This window comes from Aeromicrobium endophyticum, assembly GCF_003586285.1.
Lineage (GTDB): Bacteria > Actinomycetota > Actinomycetes > Propionibacteriales > Nocardioidaceae > Aeromicrobium > Aeromicrobium endophyticum.
On the sequence record NZ_QUBR01000002.1, the window covers coordinates 1532832 to 1553638 of the forward strand.

At 70.4% G+C, this 20807-nt stretch carries 19 protein-coding genes and 1 tRNA gene; 3 read left to right on the forward strand and 17 right to left on the reverse strand.

The annotated features are described in order from the left end of the window. Nucleotides 1-36: 36 nt before the first annotated feature. From DX116_RS18000 to DX116_RS18030, 7 genes are all read right to left on the reverse strand, one after another. Nucleotides 37-1224, reverse strand: a complete 1188-nt coding sequence (locus DX116_RS18000) for an SfnB family sulfur acquisition oxidoreductase (RefSeq protein ID WP_119705552.1) — start codon at nucleotides 1222-1224, stop codon at nucleotides 37-39. Further along, complete coding sequence (locus DX116_RS18005; protein WP_119705553.1) at nucleotides 1221-2453, reverse strand: acyl-CoA dehydrogenase family protein; 1233 nt, start codon at nucleotides 2451-2453, stop codon at nucleotides 1221-1223. The genes DX116_RS18000 and DX116_RS18005 overlap by 4 nt, the downstream gene beginning before the upstream one ends. Then, entirely contained in the window at nucleotides 2450-4147 is a 1698-nt protein-coding gene (locus DX116_RS18010; RefSeq protein ID WP_119705554.1) for a dipeptide ABC transporter ATP-binding protein, read from the reverse strand. Before DX116_RS18010 ends, DX116_RS18005 begins: the two co-directional genes overlap by 4 nt. Beyond that, a complete protein-coding gene (locus tag DX116_RS18015) occupies nucleotides 4144-4932 on the reverse strand; it encodes an ABC transporter permease (RefSeq protein WP_199716120.1) in 789 nt (262 codons plus the stop codon). The genes DX116_RS18010 and DX116_RS18015 overlap by 4 nt, the downstream gene beginning before the upstream one ends. An 80-nt stretch (nucleotides 4933-5012) precedes the next feature. Further along, nucleotides 5013-6029 carry an ABC transporter permease gene (locus DX116_RS18020; protein ID WP_119705556.1) on the reverse strand — a complete coding sequence of 339 codons (1017 nt, stop codon included), beginning with the start codon at nucleotides 6027-6029 and terminating at the stop codon, nucleotides 5013-5015. Continuing rightward, a complete protein-coding gene (locus DX116_RS18025; protein ID WP_199716121.1) occupies nucleotides 6029-7660 on the reverse strand; it encodes an ABC transporter substrate-binding protein in 1632 nt (543 codons plus the stop codon). The genes DX116_RS18020 and DX116_RS18025 overlap by 1 nt, the downstream gene beginning before the upstream one ends. Nucleotides 7661-7724: 64 nt before the next feature. Beyond that, nucleotides 7725-9110, reverse strand: coding sequence for an NtaA/DmoA family FMN-dependent monooxygenase (locus DX116_RS18030; protein ID WP_119705558.1), 1386 nt, complete (start codon nucleotides 9108-9110; stop codon nucleotides 7725-7727). Nucleotides 9111-9409: 299 nt separating this feature from the next. On the opposite strand from DX116_RS18030, the gene DX116_RS18035 reads away from it, so the two are divergent. After that, nucleotides 9410-10333 (forward strand): LysR family transcriptional regulator, encoded by a 924-nt coding sequence (locus DX116_RS18035; RefSeq protein WP_119705559.1) that lies wholly within the window; start codon nucleotides 9410-9412, stop codon nucleotides 10331-10333. Between the two features lie 69 nt (nucleotides 10334-10402). Here the strand turns inward: DX116_RS18035 and DX116_RS18040 are convergent. The 6 genes from DX116_RS18040 to eno form a co-directional block, all read right to left on the reverse strand. Next, nucleotides 10403-10476 (reverse strand) — tRNA-Leu (locus DX116_RS18040). A gap of 22 nt (nucleotides 10477-10498) precedes the next feature. Continuing rightward, nucleotides 10499-11407 carry an NAD(P)-dependent oxidoreductase gene (locus DX116_RS18045; RefSeq protein ID WP_119705560.1) on the reverse strand — a complete coding sequence of 303 codons (909 nt, stop codon included), beginning with the start codon at nucleotides 11405-11407 and terminating at the stop codon, nucleotides 10499-10501. Nucleotides 11408-11517: 110 nt separating this feature from the next. Continuing rightward, nucleotides 11518-12444, reverse strand: coding sequence for a Ppx/GppA phosphatase family protein (locus DX116_RS18050; RefSeq protein ID WP_119705727.1), 927 nt, complete (start codon nucleotides 12442-12444; stop codon nucleotides 11518-11520). A gap of 68 nt (nucleotides 12445-12512) precedes the next feature. Then, nucleotides 12513-13022: a DUF501 domain-containing protein gene (locus DX116_RS18055; RefSeq protein ID WP_233556885.1), complete on the reverse strand. Its 510-nt coding sequence runs from the start codon at nucleotides 13020-13022 to the stop codon at nucleotides 12513-12515. After that, nucleotides 13019-13426, reverse strand: coding sequence for an FtsB family cell division protein (locus tag DX116_RS18060; RefSeq protein ID WP_158592032.1), 408 nt, complete (start codon nucleotides 13424-13426; stop codon nucleotides 13019-13021). Before DX116_RS18060 ends, DX116_RS18055 begins: the two co-directional genes overlap by 4 nt. A 183-nt stretch (nucleotides 13427-13609) precedes the next feature. Next, complete coding sequence (gene eno, locus DX116_RS18065; RefSeq protein ID WP_119705562.1) at nucleotides 13610-14890, reverse strand: phosphopyruvate hydratase; 1281 nt, start codon at nucleotides 14888-14890, stop codon at nucleotides 13610-13612. A 151-nt stretch (nucleotides 14891-15041) separates the two neighbouring features. Between eno and DX116_RS18070 the strand changes: the two genes are divergently transcribed. Continuing rightward, the gene (locus DX116_RS18070) at nucleotides 15042-15671 is read left to right on the forward strand and encodes a hypothetical protein (RefSeq protein ID WP_147393711.1); all 630 of its coding nucleotides are present in this window, start codon (nucleotides 15042-15044) and stop codon (nucleotides 15669-15671) included. Nucleotides 15672-15819: 148 nt separating this feature from the next. On the opposite strand, the gene DX116_RS18075 is transcribed toward DX116_RS18070, so the two are convergent. The 3 genes from DX116_RS18075 to DX116_RS18085 are packed head-to-tail and all read right to left on the reverse strand — an operon-like array spanning nucleotide 15820 to nucleotide 18676. Continuing rightward, entirely contained in the window at nucleotides 15820-16521 is a 702-nt protein-coding gene (locus DX116_RS18075; protein WP_119705564.1) for a MazG nucleotide pyrophosphohydrolase domain-containing protein, read from the reverse strand. Nucleotides 16522-16523: 2 nt separating this feature from the next. Next, nucleotides 16524-17171, reverse strand: a complete 648-nt coding sequence (locus DX116_RS18080; RefSeq protein WP_147393713.1) for a hypothetical protein — start codon at nucleotides 17169-17171, stop codon at nucleotides 16524-16526. Between the two features lie 2 nt (nucleotides 17172-17173). Beyond that, nucleotides 17174-18676, reverse strand: a complete 1503-nt coding sequence (locus tag DX116_RS18085; RefSeq protein ID WP_119705566.1) for an amino acid permease — start codon at nucleotides 18674-18676, stop codon at nucleotides 17174-17176. Nucleotides 18677-18756: 80 nt separating this feature from the next. Here DX116_RS18085 and DX116_RS18090 point away from each other — a divergent pair, with 80 nt between their 5' ends. After that, nucleotides 18757-19317, forward strand: coding sequence for a 1-acyl-sn-glycerol-3-phosphate acyltransferase (locus DX116_RS18090; protein ID WP_119705567.1), 561 nt, complete (start codon nucleotides 18757-18759; stop codon nucleotides 19315-19317). Nucleotides 19318-19336: 19 nt separating this feature from the next. Here the strand turns inward: DX116_RS18090 and DX116_RS18095 are convergent, their stop codons facing one another. Continuing rightward, a complete protein-coding gene (locus tag DX116_RS18095) occupies nucleotides 19337-20788 on the reverse strand; it encodes a GGDEF domain-containing protein (RefSeq protein ID WP_119705568.1) in 1452 nt (483 codons plus the stop codon). Between the last annotated feature and the right edge of the window lie 19 nt (nucleotides 20789-20807).

Genomic DNA, 20807 nt, shown 5'->3' on the forward strand with positions numbered 1-20807 from the left:
TGCGGAAGAGGATCGGGGCCTGCGGTCTGTGCGGACTCACAGCTGACCGTGACGGGGTGGCAGCGTGCTGTCGACCGCCCACCGGCCCAGGTGCTGCACCTTCCAGGCGGCCGGGTCGTGCAACGTGTGCGTCCGGGCGTTACGCCAGTGCCGGTCCAATGACTCCTTGGACGCCGCTGACCGGGTGCCGGCGACCTCGAACAGACGGCTCGAGGTGTCGACGGCCGCATGGCTGGTGGACGCACGCGCGGCGGCGACGGCCAGGGACGCGTGCCCCGCGCTGGCGGCATCCAGGTCCGCATCGGCTCGGTCGACGGCTCGCGCCGCCTCGGCGAGGAGCGCCTCGGCGGCCCTGACCTGCAGCTCGAGCATGCCGAAGGTCTGGACGACCAGGGGGTCGTCAGCTGCACGGCGCACGTCGGCATCGGGGTGCGGCCGGCTCTTCGTCGTGACGAACGCCGCCGCGTCCTCGAGCGCGGCCCGGGCGATGCCGGCGTCGATCGACGCGTGGAGGACCTGCGCGAACGAGCCGAAGGTCGTGGGGCCGTCGAAGGTGTCCGAATAGCTCGTGACCTGGTCGTCGGTGACGACGACACCATCGAGTCGCACCGTGCCGCTGGCGGTCGTGCGCTGGCCCAGGGCGTCCCAGTCGTCCACGACCTCCACCCCGTCGTCGTGACGTCCGACCCAGGCGACGTGCAGCGGGCCGTCCGGCCCCGCGTGGGCGAGGACCGGGATCCAGTCGGCGAACATCGCTCCCGTGCAGTAGAACTTCGTGCCGTCCAGCCGCCACGCGTCACCGTTCCGCGTCAACGTCGTCCGGTAGTCGCGCGCGTGCTCGGTCCCGCGCTCCGACTGGGCGTTGCCGAACTTTCTGCCTGCCAGCACCTCGGCGAAGAAGCGCTCCTGCTGGTCGAGGGTGCCCTGCAGGCGCAGCTGGTTGACGTACACGAAGTGGCTGACCGGTATCTGGCCCAGGTTGGGATCTCCCTTGCTGAGCAGACGGAACACCTCTGCGACGACCTCGACGGGCAGGTCCGCGCCGCCGAACGCGGCGGGCACGGTGATGGCGAGCAGCCCGCTCGCGGCCAGCTCGTCCACCTGGTCGTGGGGCAGCAGACGGTCACGGTCCCGCTGGGCCGCGCCTTCTGCGAACGCCTCTCCGAGCGAGCCCGCCACCCGCACGGCCTGCTCACCGGACAGCACCTCGACCGACGCCGTCATGCGCGTGGTCCGGTCGTCGCTGCCGGCAGGGTGCCGTTGACCGCGACGTCGCCCACGAGGCGCGCCTTGTACACGGACGGGTTGTGGGACGAGACGGCCCGCGCGTTCCGCCAGTGACGGTCGAGGGCCAGGTCGGCGTCCAGTGCCGAGGCGCTCGCGGCGTCGAACAGGAGCCAGCCGACCTCTCCGGACAGACGCGAGTTCAGGACCTGGACGGCTGCCGAGTCCGCGACGAGCCCATCGAGGGCGCGACGACGATCGTGGCCGTCGGAGGACAGGTACCCGTCGGCCCGGTCGCACAGGAGGGCGACGGACGCGCGAGCACCGAAGGCACGGCTGGCCATCTCCCCGACGACTCCGAGCACGTGCGGATCCTGCTGGGGCTCTCCGCCGGCCAACGGGTACGTCCGTCGACGACGTCGCACGACCTCCGCCGCGTCCTCGGTCGCCCGCTGCGCGATCCCGGCCTGGGTCGCGGAGTGGACGAGCTGGTAGAAGGCGCCGAGGTAGTCGATGACGTCCGGGTCGTCGTGGGCGAGCACGAAGCCGTCACGCACCGGCACGTTCGTGAACGTCGCGGTGCCACTGGCCGTGAAGCGCTGCCCGAAGCCGTTCCAGTCGTCCACGATCACGACACCGGGATCGTCGCGCGGCACGACGACCTCGACCACACCGCTCTCCTGGACGACGAGGACGTTGATCCAGTCCGCGTAGAGGCTGCCGGTCGTGTAGTACTTCGCCCCCGACAGCCGCAGGCCGTCCCCATCGTCGTGCAGCCACACGCCGTCGGTCAACGTGATGCCGGACGGGCGCTCGGGCTCCGGTCCCGGCGGTGCTCCACCGGGGGTCGCCCCTGCGGCTCGCGAGGAGGCGGCCGGGCCGAACATCCGACCCTGTCCCGCCAGGCCGAGCAGCTCGTCGACGACAGCGCCCCGGCCCTGCTGGAGCAGCAGCTCGACGAAGCCGAGGTGTCCGCGGAAGACCTGGGTGAGGTTGGACTCCGCAGCGGACAGGTCGACCAGGACCGAGCCGAGCTGGGCGACGCTCGCCTCGACGCCGCCGAGACGAGCGGGCACGCGCAGTCGTCCCAGCCCGGCGGACAACAGGTCTGCGACCAGGTCGCCCAGACCCGTTCCCTCGCGCTCACGCTGCACCGCCTCGGCACGCGCACGCTCCGCGATCGCACGGACGTCGGTCAGGACACGGTCCAGTGATGCTGCCGTCGTCATCGCGACACCGCCTCTCGCAGCGTGGCGTACTCGAGGCGGGGCAACGACTCGAGCAGCTTCTGGGTGTACGGGTGCTGCGGATCGGAGAAGATCTGGTCGGCCGGCCCCTGCTCGACGGCGTGTCCGTCCTGCATGACGATGACCCGGTCGCTGACGTGATGGATCACGCCCAGGTCGTGGGAGATGAACAGGTAGCTGACGCCGAGCTGGTCCTGCAGGTCGGCCAGCAGGTCCAGGATCTGCGCCTGCACCGACACGTCGAGGGCCGACACGGCCTCGTCGAGCACGATGACGTCCGGGTCGGTGGCGATCGCGCGCGCGATGGCGACCCGTTGCCGCTGCCCCCCGGACATCCTCAACGGCAGGGCGTCCAGGTGCTGCTCGCCGAGCCTCACGGCGCCGAGCAGCTCGAGCGCCCGCTCCTCGGCCCGGTGCGCGTTGACCGGGTCACCGAGGCGGATGGCGTCGACGAGGATGCGAGACACCCGCCACCTCGGGTCGAACGAGCTGAGCGGATCCTGCTGCACGACCGAGATGCGCCTGCGGACGGCTCGCTGCTCTCGGGGCGGCGCCGCGGTCCACGGTCGTCCGAGGAACTCGACCCGTCCGCTGTCGGGTGTCTCGAGGGCCAGCGCGATGCGGGCGAGCGTGCTCTTGCCCGAGCCCGACTCCCCCACGATCCCGAGGGTCTCGCGCCGGTCCAGCCGGAACGACACGTCGTCCACCGCGGTGCGCTGCACCTTGTCAGGCCCCCGGAAGCTCTTGACGACGTGATGGGCCTCGAGCAGCGGACCGTCGTCCGCCGTGTGGTCGCGCGTGCCGGGAAACAGCTCACGGGTGCGGGCTGGACCGTCCAACGAGAGTCGCGTGCCCTTGGTGTGCTCGCTCGGCACCGCGTCGACCAGCTGCTGCGTGTAGGGATGCCGGGGCCGGCGCAGGACGTCCTCGGCCCGGCCGGACTCGACGATCTGTCCGTCCTGCATCACGAGGATGTGGTCGGCCAGCTTGGCCACGACCGCCAGGTCGTGACTGATGACGATGACGCTGGTCCCGGCCTCGAGCATCTCCTTCAGGACGTCGAGCACCTGAGCCTGGACCGTCACGTCGAGCGCGGTCGTCGGCTCGTCGGCGATGACGATCCCCGGGTCGAGGGCGATGGCCGAGGCGATGAGCGCCCGCTGCCGCAGCCCTCCCGACAGCTCCCCGGACCGTTGACGTGCTCGCAGGCCCGGCGAGGGCACGCCGACGCGCTCGAGCAGCTCGAGCACCTGCGCCTCACGGGTCGCGCGCGTGCCACGCCGGTGGAGCCGAAGGGGCTCGGCGATCTCCTTGCCGACCGGCCGGAGCGGGTCGAGCGAGACGAGGGCGTCCTGCAGGACGTAGCCGATCCGCGAGCCGCGGATCCTGCGCCACCACGAGTCCGACCGTCCGAGCAGACTCTCGCCGTCCAGCTCGAGGGCGTCCGCCTCGACGACCGCGGTCTCGCCGGACAGCCCGAGGATGGACCTGGCCGTCACGCTCTTGCCTGAGCCCGACTCGCCGACGAGGGCGAGGCACTGACCGCGGTGCAGGTCGAAGCTCACGTTCTTCACGACGTGGTGGGACCGACCCGCCGGGCCGACGAACGAGACGTTCAGGTTCTTGACCCGGACGACACGGTCCCCGGCGACGGGTTCCCCGAGATGGATGTTCATGAGACGTGGTCTCCTTCGACGACGGCCTGGATGTAGCGCCCGATGAGGGTGAACGACAAGGTGACGAGGACGATGGCGAGTCCTGGGAAGATCTCGAGCCACCAGGCCACCGTGATCTGGGTCTTGCCCGCGTTGAGCAGCAGTCCCCACTCGGACGAGGGTGGTGCCACGCCGAGCCCGAGGAACGACAGGCCCGACGCCCACACCACGGACGTGCCGATGCCCAGCGCGATGAGCGCGACGAGCGGCCTGAAGGCGTTGGGGATGACGTGCTGCCTCACGACGGTGCGTGTCGTGTGGCCGAGCGCGCGGGCCGCTTCGACGTACCCCGACCGCTTGACGCTGATGGTCTGGGCGCGGATGAGCCGCGCGTACCCCGGGGCGGTGCTCACCCCGACGGAGACGATGAGGCTCTCCGCCGAGGGACCGAGCAGAGCCACGAGCAGAAGGGCCAGCAGCAGGGTCGGGAAGGCGAGCATGACCTCGAGCAGGCGGTTGACCGGACCGGACACCCATGAGGGTCCGAGCCCGGAGGCCAGACCCATGACCACGGCGACGACCATGGCCAGCGCCATCACGCCGAGGCCGATCAGCAACGAGGTCCGCGTGCCCCAGACGATGCGGCTGAACAGGTCGCGCCCGACGTCGTCCGTCCCGAGCCAGTGACTGCCCGACGGCTTCTGCAACGTCGCGTAGAGATCGGTCTTGAGCGGGTCGTGCGTGGCGAGCAGCCCCGGGAAGACCGCGGCGACCACGAACAGCACCACGACCGCCGCGGAGATCACGACGGACACCGGGACGCGGAGCGCTCGGCTCCTGCCCCGCCGTGCGCGCGGTGCCGGTGGGACGGGGAGGGGCAGGACGCTCACAGGGAACCTCGCAGACGGGGATCGACCGCCACGTAGACGACGTCGACGACCAGGTTGATCACGACGTAGAGGGCACTGACCAGCACGACGATGCCCGAGACGACGGCGAGGTCCTTCTGGCCCACCGCCGTGACGAGCACGGCCCCGAGACCGGGCCTCGCGAAGACGGTCTCGACCAGCACCGCCCCCGACAGCAGGGTGCCGATGGCCCAGCCCGACAACGTGATGCCGGGGATGAGCGCGTGCCGCAGGACGTGACGCCACCGCACCTCGAGGTCGCCCATGCCGCGAGTCCGCGCCGATAGGACGAAGGGCTCGCGGATCGCGCGGTCGAACTCGGTGCGCGTGGCCTGGCCGAGGAAGCCTGCCAGGGGGACGGCCAGCGTGATCACCGGCAGGATCGTCCCGGACGGCGACGTGCCTCCGATGACCGGGAACCATCCGAGCTGCGCAGCGAACACGATGAGCAGGAGGATGCCCACCCAGTATTGCGGCAGGCCGGCCGTCACGGTCTCGCCGGCCGAGCCGAGGGACCGCAGACGAGGCCCGCGACCGGCGGTCAGCAGCGTCCACGCGATGGTCAGCACCCAGGCCAGCAGCAACGCGGCGAACGCCAGGACGAAGGTCGGACCGATCTGCTCGCCGATGATCGTCGCGACGGGTCGACCCGACTGGTACGACTGCCCGAGGTCGCCGTGCAGGAGACGCCCGAAGTAGGTGAGGTACTGGGTCACGAAAGAGTCGTCGAACCCGAACTCGCGGTTGACGGGGGCCAGCTCGGCCGGCGAGCGCGGCACCGTCAGGCCCGACCTGACGTTGAGCAAGATCGTCGCGCGGTCGCCCGGCAGGATCGCCAGCACGACGAAGGTGACGGTGGCCGTGCCCCACAGCACGAACAGCGACGACAGCAGCTTGATGCCGGCGAGACGGGTGAGGACGCGAGCACGCCGGCCCGCCGTGTCGCCGGCCGGAGCCGGCGACACGAGCGGTGACGAGGTCTGGACGACGGACATCAGGACACGAAGTACGCGTCGTTGAAGTTCAGCAGGCCGTTGCTGTTCTGGTCCTGCCACACGCCCTTCAGCTTCGGCGAGATCGCCGCGTTGTAGGTCATGCCGTAGAAGCCGACCGCGATCGCCTCGTCCGAGAAGTACTGCTGGAGCTCGTCGTAGGCGGCCGTGCGCTTGGCCGGGTCGGTCTCCACCTGAGCGGCCTTGATCTTCTGCTCGACCTCGGGGTCGTCGAAGAACGTGGTGTTGTTGCCGTTCGGCGCTCCCCCCTGCTTGGCCGCGAAGTTGATGTCGAGGATGTTCGGCGCTCCCCAGACCCAGTACCCGAAGCTGAGCTCCTTCTCGTCCGGCGCGGACTTCTCCCCCGCGAAGGTCTGTGTCTGGGTCAGCGGGATCAGCTTCAGGTCGATGCCGACCGACTTCACCTGGTCCTGGACCGCCTGCAGGGCTGCCGACCCGTCGGACGTGACGATGGCGCCGTTGCCGAAGGGCAGCCGGATCGTGAGCGGCTTGCCGTCCTTCGTGCGGATGCCGTCCTTGTTCTTGACGGTCCACCCGGCCTCGTCCAGCAGCTGGTTCGCCTTCTCGACGTCGTACGGGTAGGCGCTGTCGACGTTCAGGTAGTCGGGCTGCGAGCTGGCGAGGGTGCCGTTGCCCTCGAAGGGCACCGAGCCCTTGAAGACGGTCTCGATGATCTTCTTGCGGTCGGTGGCGTACAGGAACGCCTGACGAACACGCTTGTCGGTGGTGGGGCCCTGCTGGACGTTGAACGAGAAGGCCTGCGGGCGGCCGCCCGACACGAAGTTGAGGACCTCGTAGTTCTTCTGCGCGGTGGCCCACTGGACCGAGGGGACGTCGTAGATCACGTCGGCCTGTCCCGTCGTCAGGGCCGACCAGCGGGTGTTCGCGTCGGGGACGAACTTCCAGTCCAGCTCCTTCTGGTACGCCGGGCCGTTGTGCTTGGCGTTGGCCGGAGCCGAGTTGTAGTCGTCGTTGCGGACGAAGTCGATGCCGTCGCCGACCTTCCACTGCTTGACGATCCACGGGCCGGATCCGACCGGCTTGTGGCAGTTGTCCTCGACCGACCGGGTCGTCAGCGCCGTGGGCGACTGGATGCCGTAGTGGCCGTTGGACAGCTCCTGGAAGATCTCGGGGTTGCGCTGCGAGAGGTGCAGCTCGACCGTGTGGTCGTCGACGGCCTTCGCATCCGTCAGGTAGGTGAAGCTGTTCCAGCCGATCCCCTTGGCCCAGTTGGCGTTGTTCGCGACCACGGCGTCGGCGTTGAAGGGCGTGCCGTCGGTGAACGTGACGTCGTCCCGCAGGGTGAAGGTGATGGTCCGGCCGTCCTCGGAGGTCTTCCACGACGTCGCGAGCCAGGGGACGATCTTGCCGTCGTCATAGCTCACGAGCGAGTCGAAGACCTGGCGCGAGAGGTAGGCCTGCTGCACCCATCCGCCCCACAGGCACGGCGGCTCCTGTGCGTGGGCGTAGGTGATGGTCTGGTCGACGATGCGCTTGCCGTCGCCGGCCGAGGACGATCCGCCTCCCGACGAGCAGGCGCTCAGGACGAGTGCGAGAGCAGCTGAGAGGACGATCAGCAGGGTGCGGGACCTGGAGGGTGCGTGCGTGGTCACGAGGATTCCTTGGTGGGGGGTGCGAGTGGATGGGAGGGAGCGGACGTCACGGCGAGGCACGAGGTCAGCCGATGCCGGAGCCGACGGTGGTGGCATGGTGCGAGGCAGGCAGGCGGTCGCCGCGGCCGAAGAGCTTCTCGCGCAGCGTCCCTTCGGTGTACTCGGTCTGGGCGAGCCCGCGTTCCTGGAGCACGGGCACGACGTGGTCGACCCACTCGTCCCACCAGCCCAGCGTTGTGATCGGCACGACGTTGAACCCGTCGACGCCGGCGTCGACCCAGGTCTGGACGTGGTCGGCGATCTGCTCGGGGGTACCGGCCAGCTTGCCGGGCAGGAGCGCGTGGTCGATGAGGTACTCGCGCCAGGTGAGCTCACGCCCGTGACCGAGGTCCGCGTCGACGATGGAGCGGAAGATCGAGCGCACGTGCTCGCCCAGCTGCACCTGGTCGCGCAGCACCGACAGCGGTGTCTCGGGATCGATCGACGTGAAGTCGATGCCGGACCCGCCGCTGTAGAAGCCCACGAGACCGCCGAAGTCGATGTTGTCCCGCAGGTGCTGCTGCTTGCGCCGCGCCTCCTCCTCGGTCGAGCCGATGACGGTGGACAGCTGGACGAGCGTCTTCAACGTGCTGGGGTCGCGACCGATCGATCGCGCGTCCGCCTGCAGGGTGGCGATGTCCTTGCGGGCGGACTCAGGCGTGAAGGACGGCAGGAACGTGACCTCGGCGTTGCGGACGGCGAACGCTCGACCCGCCGGCGAGTTGCCGGCCTGGAACAGCACGGGTGTGCGCTGGGGCGACGGCTCGACGATGTGCGGGCCCTGGACCGAGTAGCGCTCGCCGCGGTGGTCGATCGTGTGGATCTTGTCGGCATCGAAGTACACGCCGCTCTCGGCGTCGCGGACGACGGCGCCGTCCTCCCACGAGTGCTCCCACAGCTTGTAGGTCACGTCCAGGTACTCCTGCGCCCAGGCGTAGCGCTCGTCGTGGGAGACGATGTCCTCGTAGCCGAAGTTGCGGAACCCGTTGCTGAGGTACGACGTCACGATGTTCCACGCGATCCGCCCGTCCGTGTAGTGGTCGAGCGACGACAGCTTGCGGGCGAACGAGAACGGATGGTCCTGGATGATGTTGCTGGTGATCGCCAGTCCGAGGTGCTCCGTGACGTAGCCCAGGGCCGACACGATCGTCGCGGGATCGTTCTCGGGGAACTGCGAGCCCGCCCTGATCGTGCCCTTGCCGTCGCCGTACTCGAGGTCGTAGACCCCCACGACGTCCGCGATGAACAACGCGTCGAGCTTTCCTCGCTCGAGCGTCCTGACGACGTCGATGTACGGGTCGAGGTCCTTGTAACCGTGCTGGACCTGCCCCTCGGACGTCCGCCAGTAGCCGTGGCTGTGGTGGTTGGGGGTCAGGTGGAGGAAGCCGTTGTAGATCGGCGGACGAGACATGGGGCGATGACATCCTTGGCGGTCGGGGCGGGTGGTGCGGACTGGGCGGTGGGCGGTTCGGACGACCCGGCCTCGAGCACGTGGTCGTTCGTCCGCGAGCCCCAACGTAGGTACGGCCCACGACGCCGGACCCCTGGTCTCACCATGCGTTCGCAGCGCATTTCAGAGGGGGTGATCGCCGAATCCGTGCACCGCGGTGACCGCCGTCACACGCCCCGCGTCTCGCATGACGGAAGGAAGGTCCGATCTGCGAGACGCCCGATACCGTGTCGTGCAACGACGGGAGGAGGGCCCCGCACATGCGCATCGAGCAGCTGGAGTACCTGGCCGCGGTCGTCGACCACGGATCGCTGCGTCGCGCGAGCGAGCAGCTGCACGTGTCCCAGTCGGCCCTCAGCACGGCGGTGCGCAGCCTGGAGCGAGAGCTCGGGGTCTCCCTCCTGGAGCGCCACCGCTCCGGGGCGCGGGCCAGCCAGGAGGGACGCGACCTCCTGCCGCTCATGACCGAGATCCTGGTCGGCGTCGCCCAGCTCAAGGCCGCTGCCGCCGACCAGACCCAGGCCAGCCTGACGATCCGGGTCGGAACCGTCCACGCCGGCACCTCGGCGCTGCTGGTCCCGGCCGTCCGCCAGTTCGGCGCGGCCCACCGCACGACGACGGTGGACGTCGCCACCATGCTGCAGTCAGAGATCCACGACCGGCTCATCGAGGGTCGCCTCGAGCTGGGACTGATCAACCTGATCCCCGGCGACGACATCCCCGGCACGCTCGTGGCGACGACCCTCCTTCGTGGTCGGCCGGCGGTGTGCCTGCGGACGGACGACCCGCTGGCCGCGAAGGACCGCATCACCGTCGACGACCTCCGTGCTCGACCGTTCGTCAGCTCCCGTCCGGGCTACCTGATGCACCGCCTCGCACAACGCCTCTTCGGGCCGGCGCAGCCGGCAGAGACGTTCTCGGCCGACGGGGCCGAGATGGCCAAGCTGCTGGTCGCCAACGGTGCTGGACCGTCCGTCCTTCCCGACTACAGCATCGCCGGCGACCCCTTGGAGCAGGCCGGCATCATCACCTCGCGCCCCTTGGTCGGCGACCTGCCCTCGGTCTCGATGCTGTTGGTGCGCAGGCAGTTCGACCGCTTGCCACTCGCCATCGCCGACTTCGAGAAGACGATCGTCGAGCTGGCCCGCGCGCATCCCCAGAGCCACGTGCGTTCCGCCGCGTAGGCGAACCAAACCGTGCACGGCCCGTGCTCCTCTCGGAGAACCGGAGGGCTGGTCGTGCCGCTAACGCGGTGCTCCCGGTGGGGGTCGAACCCACACTGCGACGGGTTTAAGCCATCTGCCTCTGCCAGTTGGGCTACGGGAGCGTCGCCCCAGCCTAGGGCGGGGTCAGCCGATGACGACGTCGGCCGGTCGCTGGCCGTCGCGCAGCAGGGCGATCTGGCGACGGACGACGGCCTCGATGCGAGGACGCATCGCGGACGACATCCCTCCCACGTGCGGCGAGATCAGCACGCCGGGCGTGGTCCACAGCGGATGCTCCGGCGGCAGCGGCTCGGGGTCGGTGACGTCGGCGGCCAGCCGCACGCGTCCGCCCTGGCGCACCACGGCATCGGTGTCGACGACCTTGCCGCGCGAGACGTTGACGACGATCGCGCCGTCGGGCAGGGACGCCAGGAAGTCGTCATCGACCAGGCCCGTCGTGCTGTCGGTCAGGGGGACCGCCAGCAGCACGGCGTCGACGGTGGGCAGCAAGTCCGGCAGCTCGTCCTGGCCGTGGATCGTCCCGCGATCGTCCTGCCGTGCCGTCGATGCGACCCGCACCAGCTCGGCCCCGAAGCCGTCCAGCCGCCTCTCGAGCTCGCGGCCGATGCCGCCCGCGCCCAGCAGCAGGATGCGCCGGTCGATCAGGCTCGCGGTGAAGCCGCGGTTCCACTGGCCGACCTCGCGCGCGTACCGGTCGATCTCGCGCTGCGAGGCGAGCAGCAGCGCGACGGCGAGCTCGGCCGTCGACTCCTCGTGCACCCCGACGGCGTTGCAGTACGTGATGCCGTCGGGCAGTGTCTCGGCCACGCCGTCGAACCCGAGCGCCTGCGACTGGATGACGTCGAGCCGGTCGGGGTCGAGCGCGTCCAGCCCGGCGGCGGCCACCGTGTACGGCCGCACGGCCAGGTCGACGTGGTGGTCGGGCTGGGGCGTGCTCATGTCCCAGACCGAGAGCTCGACCCCGTCGACGTCGTCGAGCGCGGTCAGCCAGCTGTCGTCCGGGACGGTCACGTGCAGGGTGCGGGAAGCCATGGTCCGATCATGCCGAGTGGCGCAAACCCGCACGCGGGTGGCGCAGATTCGCCCGACACGCCGTCCCAGAAACACCAGACTGCGCCACTCGCGGGACGGGGCGGGGCGGCCTAGGGGGTGGTCATGTCCCAGGCGATGCCGTCGAGGATGTCGTGCTCGCTGACCACGAGCATGTCCGACTCGAGGGGCAGCAGCTCGACGAGACGGTCGAGGATCAGCGAGCCGGCCCCGATCACGTCGGCGCGCCCCGAGTGCATGAACGGCAGGGCGCGACGGTCGGCGGTCGACATCCGCACCAGTGACAGGCACGCCTCCCGCACGTCGTCGAGCGACAGCCGAGCGCCGTGGATCACCTCGGAGTCATACGACGGCAGCCCCAGCGAGTGGGCGGCCACGGTGGTCACGGTGCCGGCGACGCCCACGAACGAGCCGATGGGCGCCACGTCGGTCAGGACCGGACGGATGACGTCGTCGAGGTACGTCATGCAGTCGGTGACCTCGCCCACGGAGGCCGGGTCGCCGTGCAGGAAGCGCTCGGTCAGGCGGACCGACCCGATGTCGAGCGAGACCGACCAGTCGATCTCGTCGCCCGTGCCGATCACCAGCTCGGTGGAGCCGCCCCCGATGTCGACGACGAGCGTGCGCGCCTGCTCGAGCCCGTGGGTCGCGCCGAGGAACGACGCACGGGCCTCGTCGACGCCGGCCAGCACCTCGGGCCGGACGCCCAGGATGCCCTCGACGGCGTCCTGCAGCTCGACGCCGTTGTCGGCGTCACGCATCGCCGACGTCGCGCAGAACCGCATGTCGGTGACGCCGAACATCGCGATCAGCTCGGCGTACTCGCGGGTGGCCTGCAGCGTCCGGGCGATCGCGTCGGCGGCCAGGTGGCCCGTGCGGTCGACGTCCTGGCCGAGGCGGACGATGCGCATCTCGCGCAGCAGGTCGGTCTTCACCCCGTCGCCGACGTCGGTGATCAGGAGACGGATGGAATTGGTGCCACAGTCGATCGCGGCGACACGGGCACGCTGCTCAGGCATGCCGTCGAGCATAGCGAGGCGACCGTCGCCAGCGGTGCGAGTCATGTCACGCCCGGCCGTCGACCGGCTCACTCCTCGACGGGCTCGACCCAGTCGGCGCTGCAGGAGTTGCCGGTCCACCAGTCGCCCAGCAGATCGAGGGCTTCGTCGCCCAACGGGTTGACGCCCGGGCCCTTGGCCAGCGAGTGACCGACCAGCACGTGCAGGCACTTGACCCGCGTGGGCATGCCGCCCGCGGTGATGCCGTCGATCTCGGGCACGTGCCCGAGCGCCTCGCGCTCGGCGAGGTACTCGTCGTGGGCCCGCTGGTACGCCTCGGCGAGGCTCGGGTCGTCGAGCAGCCGGGCGCTCATCTCGCGCATCAGGCCCGAGGCCTCGAGCGTGCCGATCTCGCCGGCCAGGCGCGGGCACGTGAGGTAGAACATCGTCGGGAACGGGGTGCCGTCGTCGAGCCGCGGCTCGGTCTTGACCACGTTGGGGTGGCCCGACGGGCAGCGCGACATGATCTCGAGGATGCCTCGCGGGGAGCGTCCGAGCTGGTCGGCGACGGCGTCGAGGTCGGACTGGTCGACTGTCACTGGTTCTTCAGCACCTTGTCGGGTTCGGGGTCGGTGGTCGGGACGGGGTCGGGCTTCTTGCCCGACTCCTTGACGCTGCCCCACAGCTTGTCGTACCAGGCGGGGTCGCCGGCCTGCGGTGGAGCGTCGAGCGTCGGGACGTCGGCGCCCTGCACCTTGCCGTCGCTGCCGATCACGCGGTAGCCGACCTCGCCCGGCGAGACCCAGCCGAAGCGCTCCTTGGCCTGCTGCTTGACGTAGGCCGGATCGTCCCAGCGGGCGATCTGGTCCTCGAGGTCGACGATCGACTGCTTGCGCATCGCGATCTCGGCCTTGGTGGCCTGGATCTCCGAGCGCGCCTGCCACCAGGCGTGGAGCGTCGAGGTGTACGACGCGATCAGCAGCAGCACGACCGCGAGCAGCACGATGGCGCGCGTGGTGAGCTGCGGCCCGGTGCCGGCCGTGCCGCTCGAGGCGGGCTTGGCCGGCGTGGCGGGCTGGGACGCCGGCGACGGCGTGGCACGGGGCGTACGTCGTCCGCCCCGGGTGGCGGTCGGTCTCCGGTGAGGAGGCCGACCGCTACCGCGGGGCGAACGTGATGCCATGCGTCAGAGAGCCAGCCGCGGGAAGGCGGAGGCACCTGCGTACGTCGCAGCCGAGCCGAGCAGCTCTTCGATGCGCAGCAGCTGGTTGTACTTGGCGACGCGGTCGGAGCGCGCGGGGGCGCCCGTCTTGATCTGGCCACAGTTGGTCGCGACGGCGAGGTCGGCGATCGTGGTGTCCTCGGTCTCGCCCGAGCGGTGGCTCATCATGCAGCTGAAGCCGTGGCGGTGGGCGAGGTCGACCGAGTCGAGGGTCTCGGTCAGCGAGCCGATCTGGTTGACCTTGACCAGCAGCGCGTTGGCCGCGCCCTCGGAGATGCCGCGGGTGAGGCGCTCGACGTTGGTGACGAACAGGTCGTCGCCGACGATCTGCACGTCGTCGCCGATCGTCTCGGTCAGCGTCGTCCAGCCGCTCCAGTCGTCCTCGTCGAGGGGGTCCTCGATCGAGACGATCGGGAAGTCGGCGGCCAGCTGCGCGTAGTAGGCCGACATCTCCTCGGCCGACTTCTGCTGGCCCTCGAACGAGTAGGAGCCGTCGGCGAAGAACTCGGACGCGGCGACGTCGAGCGCCATCGCGATGTCGGTGCCGACCTTCAGGCCGGCCTTCTCGACGGCGACCGAGATGAGCTCGAGCGCCGCACGGTTGGAGTCGAGGTTGGGCGCGAAGCCGCCCTCGTCGCCGAGGCCGGTCGACAGGCCGCGCTCGTTGAGCACCGACTTGAGCGCGTGGTAGACCTCGGCGCCCTGGCGCAGCGCCTCGGAGAACGTGGGCGCGCCGATGGGCGCGATCATGAACTCCTGGATGTCGACGTTGGAGTCGGCGTGCGAGCCGCCGTTGAGGATGTTCATCATCGGCACCGGCAGCACGTGGGCGTTCGGTCCGCCGACGTAGCGGAACAGCGGGAGCTTGGCCGAGTCGGCAGCAGCACGCGCGGCGGCCAGCGAGACGCCCAGGATCGCGTTGGCGCCGAGCGTGGCCTTGTTGGCGGTGCCGTCGAGGCCCAGCATGGCCAGGTCGATGGCGCGCTGGTCGTCGGCCTCGAAGCCCACGAGGGCCGGACCGATCGTGCTGTTGACCCCGGCGACGGCCTTGAGCACACCCTTGCCGAGGTAGCGCTTCTTGTCGCCGTCGCGCAGCTCGACGGCCTCGAAAGCGCCGGTCGATGCGCCCGACGGGACCGCCGCGCGTCCGATCGTCCCGTCGTCGAGGGCGACCTCGACCTCGACGGTCGGGTTGCCCCGTGAATCCAGAATTTCCCGTGCGCCGACGGCGTCGATGCGTGCCAAGAGAGTGCTCCTCGTGAGTGAAAGAACCTGCGTGGACAGCCTAGTGCCGCGGTCCACCCCCGCCGCACCGCCTCGCCGCACCCGGAGCGGTGGTGCGGAGTCGGGGCCAGGCGCGGCCGACGTGACCCACTCCGCATGGAAGCATGAGGCCGTGCTCGAGACTGTCCGTCCGTCCAGGCGCCACCTGATGTGGGTCGTCGCGGCCATCCCCTGCGCGGTGGTCGCCGCCGTCGTCGCGACGTTCATCTGGGTCGCGGGAGCGAGCAGTGCTCGCGACGACCTGCGCGTCCTGCCCCGGTCGATGCACTGCGGGGTACACGACATGCCCTACGTGCTGTCGGCCGACGACGACGCCGATGCCGCGGCGTTCATGGGTTTCGACGTCACCATTCGGCCGCGCAGCACCTGCCAGCTGGAGGTGACCTTCGTCAACGACGGCTCCAGCACGGTGCACATCGAGAGCGCGACGTTCTGGGGCATGGGCGTAGCGCCTGCGGGGTCCGGCCTCTTCGAGGTCACGCAGAACGGTGGCCGGTACAACCGGGCCGACAGCGGCACCGACCCCGAGACCGGCGACGCCGTCATCCCCATAGACGAGGACATCGCCGGCGGTGAATCCTTCACGCAGCTGTTCGACATGCGGGTACGAGCCTCGGCGTTCACGGGTCAAACCGATGTGCTGAACGGGTACAACCACGTCCCGATCGTGCAGGTCTCGCGATGGGGCAGGACCGGCGACGTCGAAAGCTCCGTGGACCTGCGGATCCGCCAGAAGCCCTGAACGCGCTCGGGCCGGCCAGGGCGGTGGGTGGGTCGTTCGTCAGGACGCCGATCACGCGACCCAGCTACCGACGTCCGCACGATGGGCGACTGCCTCACCGCGCTGGCCGCGGATGGGCGATCACGTCACCGGCACCGCCCGGGTGACGTCAGTGGGGGTGGGAGTAGGGGTCGGACGCGCGCTCGGTCAGCTTGATGCGCTGCCACTGGGCGTCGATCTCGTCGGCGGTCGTCGGGACGTGGTCGAGCGTCTCGGGGGCGAAGACGTGGGGGTTGCGGCGGATCAGCTTGGCCGCGATGCCGGCCGCCACGTCGTCGACGTCCCAGCCCCGCGACTCGGCGGCGATGCGCGCGTGGAACACGACCTGCATCAACAGGTCGCCGAGCTCTTCGCGGACGTGCTCGGAGTCGCCCTCCTCGAGGGCCTCGTGCACCTCGTGGGCCTCTTCGAGGACGTACCGCGCGAGCGACTCGTGGGTCTGCGCGGCCGTCCAGGGGCACTCGCGGCGCAGCCGGTCCATGACGTCGACGACGTCGAGCAGCCCCGAGCCGGGCAGGTCGTACGAGCCGAACACCACCTCGACCGGTCTCTCCCCGCCGTCGGGTCCCATGAGGTCGTCGGCGACCCGCCGCGCCCAGGTGGCGTCGCCGGTCGGCGCGATCCAGACCGTGCCAGGCTCGTACGTGGGCGAGCCCGTGCCGGCCTCTACGGCGACGCCCGAGTCGGCGATCGCCCGGACGTGCGGGTCGTCGACGCCCGCCCGCACCGTGCTGGCGCCGCGCAGCGCGTCCCACGCGGCGAGCGTCAGGATCCCGGGAGCGACGCGGGGGCTGAGCACCAGCACCTGCATCGTCACGAGCAGCGCTGACTCGCCGGGAGCTCCTCGTCGACGGGCGCCTCGAGGTCGTCGGGCGTCACCGAGACCGAGCCCGTGGCGGCCCGCTGCTGCCCCTTGGCGTCGAGCCCGAAGCGGGGCGCGAACGAGACGTCGCTGTCGGCGAATGCGGCGAGGATCGCGTTCTGCCCGAGATCGGCGAACTGCGCCTCGTTCTCGCTGGTGGCCTGCTGGTTGGTCTGCTTCTCGGCCAGGCCGACGGCGATGGCCGCGACCTCGCGGCTGTCGCTGACGGCCTTGGCCAGCTCGTCGACGTCAGCCCCCGGGAACGACCTGGCCAGCTCGTCGCGCTGCGCGGACGTCAGCTCGTAGGCGGACGGCGGGACGCTGACGTCCTTCTGCTGCGCGAGGTCGCGGGCGACCCGCACCGAGACCAGCCCGACGACGGCCTGGCGGCGCACCTCGGAGTTGCTGACCGTCGTGATGCCCTGCTGCTTGGCGGCACTCGCGGTGAGGATGCAGTAGGCCTCGGCGGTGCGGTCGAGGGTGTCCATCGAGATCGTGCGACCGTCGACGACCGCGGCCGAGCCGGGGTGGATGGTGCCGCAGGCGGCGAGCGAGAGGCTCGCGATCGCAAGCACGGCCCCGCGCGTTCGAGTGAGCATGGTCACAGGTTAGTCGGGGCCGCCTTGCCCGTCGCCAGCCGGGAGTGCTTGCGTCCGTACACCAGGTAGACGACGAGTCCGAGGGCCAGCCACACCAGGAACCGCAGCCACGTCTCGACCGCGAGGTTGGTCATGAGCGCGATGCACGCGACGCCCGAGACGATCGGCAGCAGCGGCACCTGGGGCGTGCGGAACGGGCGCTTCATCCTCGGCTTGGTCCGACGCAGCACGACGACGGCGATCGAGACGACCAGGAAGGCGAAGAGTGTGCCGATCGAGACCATCTCGGCCAGGACCGACAGGGGCACGAAGGCGCCGAGCACGGCGACCGCGACGGTCGTGCCGACGGTGATGACGACGGGTGTGTGGAACTTCGGGTGGACCCTGCCGATCGCCGGCGGCAGCAGGCCGTCGCGGCACAGGGCGAATCCGATGCGTCCCATCGCCACGATGTCGACGAGGATCACCGAGGTCAGTCCCGCGACCGCGGCCGTCCCGATGATGATGCCCGCCCAACCGAGGCCGACCTGGTCGAATGCGTCGGCGAGCGGCTCCCCGGTGCTGAGCTTGGTGTACTTGACCATGCCCGTCAGCACGAAGCACACCGCGACGTAGAGCAGGGTGCAGATGATCAGCGTGCCGATCAGGCCACGCGGCATGTCCTTGGCAGGATCCTTGGTCTCCTCGCCGAGGTTGGCGACGGCCTCGAAGCCGGAGTAGGCGAAGAACACGATCGCGGCGGCCACCAGCACCCCGGTGACGCCGTAGGCGGTCTGGTCGATGCCGGTGATCCACTGCCACAGCGGCTGCTTGAGCCCGCTCGCGGAGTCGGCCTTCTCGCTCGGCGGGATGTACGGCTTCTGGTTGTCGAGGCTGACGTAGAACAGCCCGACGCCGATGATGAACAGGCAGATCGAGACCTTGATGACGACGAGGGTGTTGGTCACGAGCTTCGACTCGCGGATGCCCAGGGCCGCGACGACGCCCAGCACGACGACGATGAACACCGCGCCGAGGTTGATGACGCTGTCGTCCTCGCCGAAGAACGCCTTCGGCAGGTCGAACACGCCCTGCAGGTAGCCCGACCAGCCGCGGGCGACGACGGCGGCGCCGAGGGCGAACTCCAGGATCAGGTCCCAGGCGATGATCCACGCGAAGATCTCGCCGATCGTCGTGTACGCGTACGTGTACGAGCTGCCGGCGGTCGGCACCGCCGCGGCGAGCTCGGCGTAGCAGAGCGCCGCCAGCATCGCCACGACTCCCGCGACGAGGAAGGAGATCATCACGGCCGGCCCGGCGTTGTCCTTGGCCGCGGTGCCGGTGAGCGTGAAGATGCCCGTGCCGATGACGATCCCGATGCCGAACCCCATCAGGTCCCACACCGTCAGGCGCCGGTCGAGGCGGGCGTGGTGGCTCTCCTCGGTGGGGTCGGCGTCGTTCTGGTGGATGACGTCGTCGACGTCCTTCGTGCGTACGAGCTTCTTCCACGTCCCCGCTGAAGTCATGGGACGACGCTAGTGCCACCGTTGCGAACCGCAACAGTTCGCTCGTCGGAGCCGGCCGCCGCCTCGCCTAGGGTTGTCCCATGATCCGACAGCGGCTGGCCCGCACCATCGCCCGGTTGATGCGCTACCGGATGGTCGGCGACGTGCCGCAGACCGGCATCCTCGTCGGCGCCCCGCACACGTCGAACTGGGACTTCATCACGATGCTGCTCGTGATGTGGCAGGGCGGGGCCCACCCCCGCGTGCTGGTCAAGAAGCAGCTGTTCAAGGGCCCCTTGGGCTGGTTGCTGCGGGCGTTCGGCGGAGTGCCGCTCGACCGCGACAACGCCGGGACTGTCGTGCGCGACCTCGTGGCCGAGGCCGACACGGGCAAGCCGTTCCGGCTGATCCTCGCCGCCGAGGGCACCCGATCGCGCGGCGAGTACTGGAAGTCCGGCTTCCTGCGGCTGTCCCGCGACACGGGCCTGCCGATCACGCTGGCGTTCTTCGACCCCCCGACCAGGACGATGGGCTTCGGACCGACCTTCCACGCCAGCGACGACGTCGTCGCCGACATGGACGTCGTGCGCGCCTTCTACGCCGACAAGCTCGGCATCCGGCCGAAGAACGCCACTCCCCCGCGCCTGCGCGAAGAGGGCTGAGCGCCCGACGGCGTCCGGGTCACGACTTGCGCGCGGCGACGCCGACGCGGTTGCGCCCGGCCCGCTTGGCGCCGTACATCGCGTCGTCGGCGGCTCGCAGCAGATCCGACACGTCACCGCCGCGGTGCTCGGCCACCCCGATCGAGACAGTGACGGGCACGAGCCCGTCGTCGGTGCGGACGGGTGTGGCCGCCACGGCGGCGCGCATGGCCTCGGCCACGCGGCTCGCATCGGCAGCCGTCCGTCCCACGAGGATCGCGACGAACTCGTCACCGCCGAAGCGTCCGGTCAGGACGCCTCCCGCGACGCCACCGACGCGCGCCGCGACCTCCAACAGCACCTCGTCGCCGGCGACGTGACCGTACGTGTCGTTGATCTGCTTGAAGCCGTCGACGTCGAGCAGCGCGATCGACAACGGCCCGATGCCGTCGGCCAGCTGCTCCACGGCCTGACGCAGGGAGTGGTCGAGCTGCGCGCGCGTCATCAGCCCCGTCACCGGGTCGAGCAGCACCGGCCGGTCGCGACGACGCGGCGCCGCCTCGCGGCACACGACCATCCAGCCGGCCACCGCCTCGTCGCGCCCGGTCAGCGGCGTGCACCGGGCGACGAGCTGCAACGCGTCGGGCCCGTCGCCGAGCACGAAGGGTTGGTCGGCGCCCTCGCTCAACGTGACACCGGCGCCGAGCACGTCGTCGACCGACGCACCTGCGTCGGGCAGGCGTCCGTCGCGGGCCAGGATCGTGCGGCGCGCCGACGCGTTGAGGTCGACGAGGCGTCCTGAGTCGTCGAAGAACACCACGACGTCGGCCATCTCGTCGACGGCCGCGGCGCGGTCGATCGGCACCAGGTCGTTGAGACCTCGCCCGAACATCGCGTGGTGCAGCACGGCCAGCCCGGCGACCGCGATGTACTGCGTCATGTCGAGGCGGGCGATCTCGACCACGACGACCGCCACGACGAGCGCCTGCAGCACCATGACCTGCCGGCGGTGCGCCTGGTCGGCGTGCGCCGCCCGGGTGGCCAGGGCGACGACGGAGGCCAGCACCAGCGCGGCGCAGTAGGCGGCGTGCAGCTGGTAGGCCATCCCGAACTCGAGGTGGCCCTCGGGCTTGGAGCCCATCAGGCCGTGCAGCGGGTTGGTCACCTCGAGCGCGAAGACCAGCACCGGCTCGAGCACGAACAGCGCGAGCAGCAGCCGAGGCGGTGACCAGCGCGACCGCACGGCACGGCGCGCCATCACGAAGATCGCCGCGACGCTCGTCGACACGGCGGCCAGCCACAGGCCCACGACGGCGTACGGGTAGTGGCCGGGCCGGTCGAGCTGCTCGAAGGCCGCGATCGACCAGCACCACACCGTGGCGGCCGCGGCCGCCACGACGTACGTTCCCGCGCCGTACGTCGACCGGCGCTGGGCCCATCCGGAGGCAGCGAGCGCCAGCGCCACCAGTCCGGCGACCGTGCTGACGATCATCGCGCTCCTCGCATCGTGG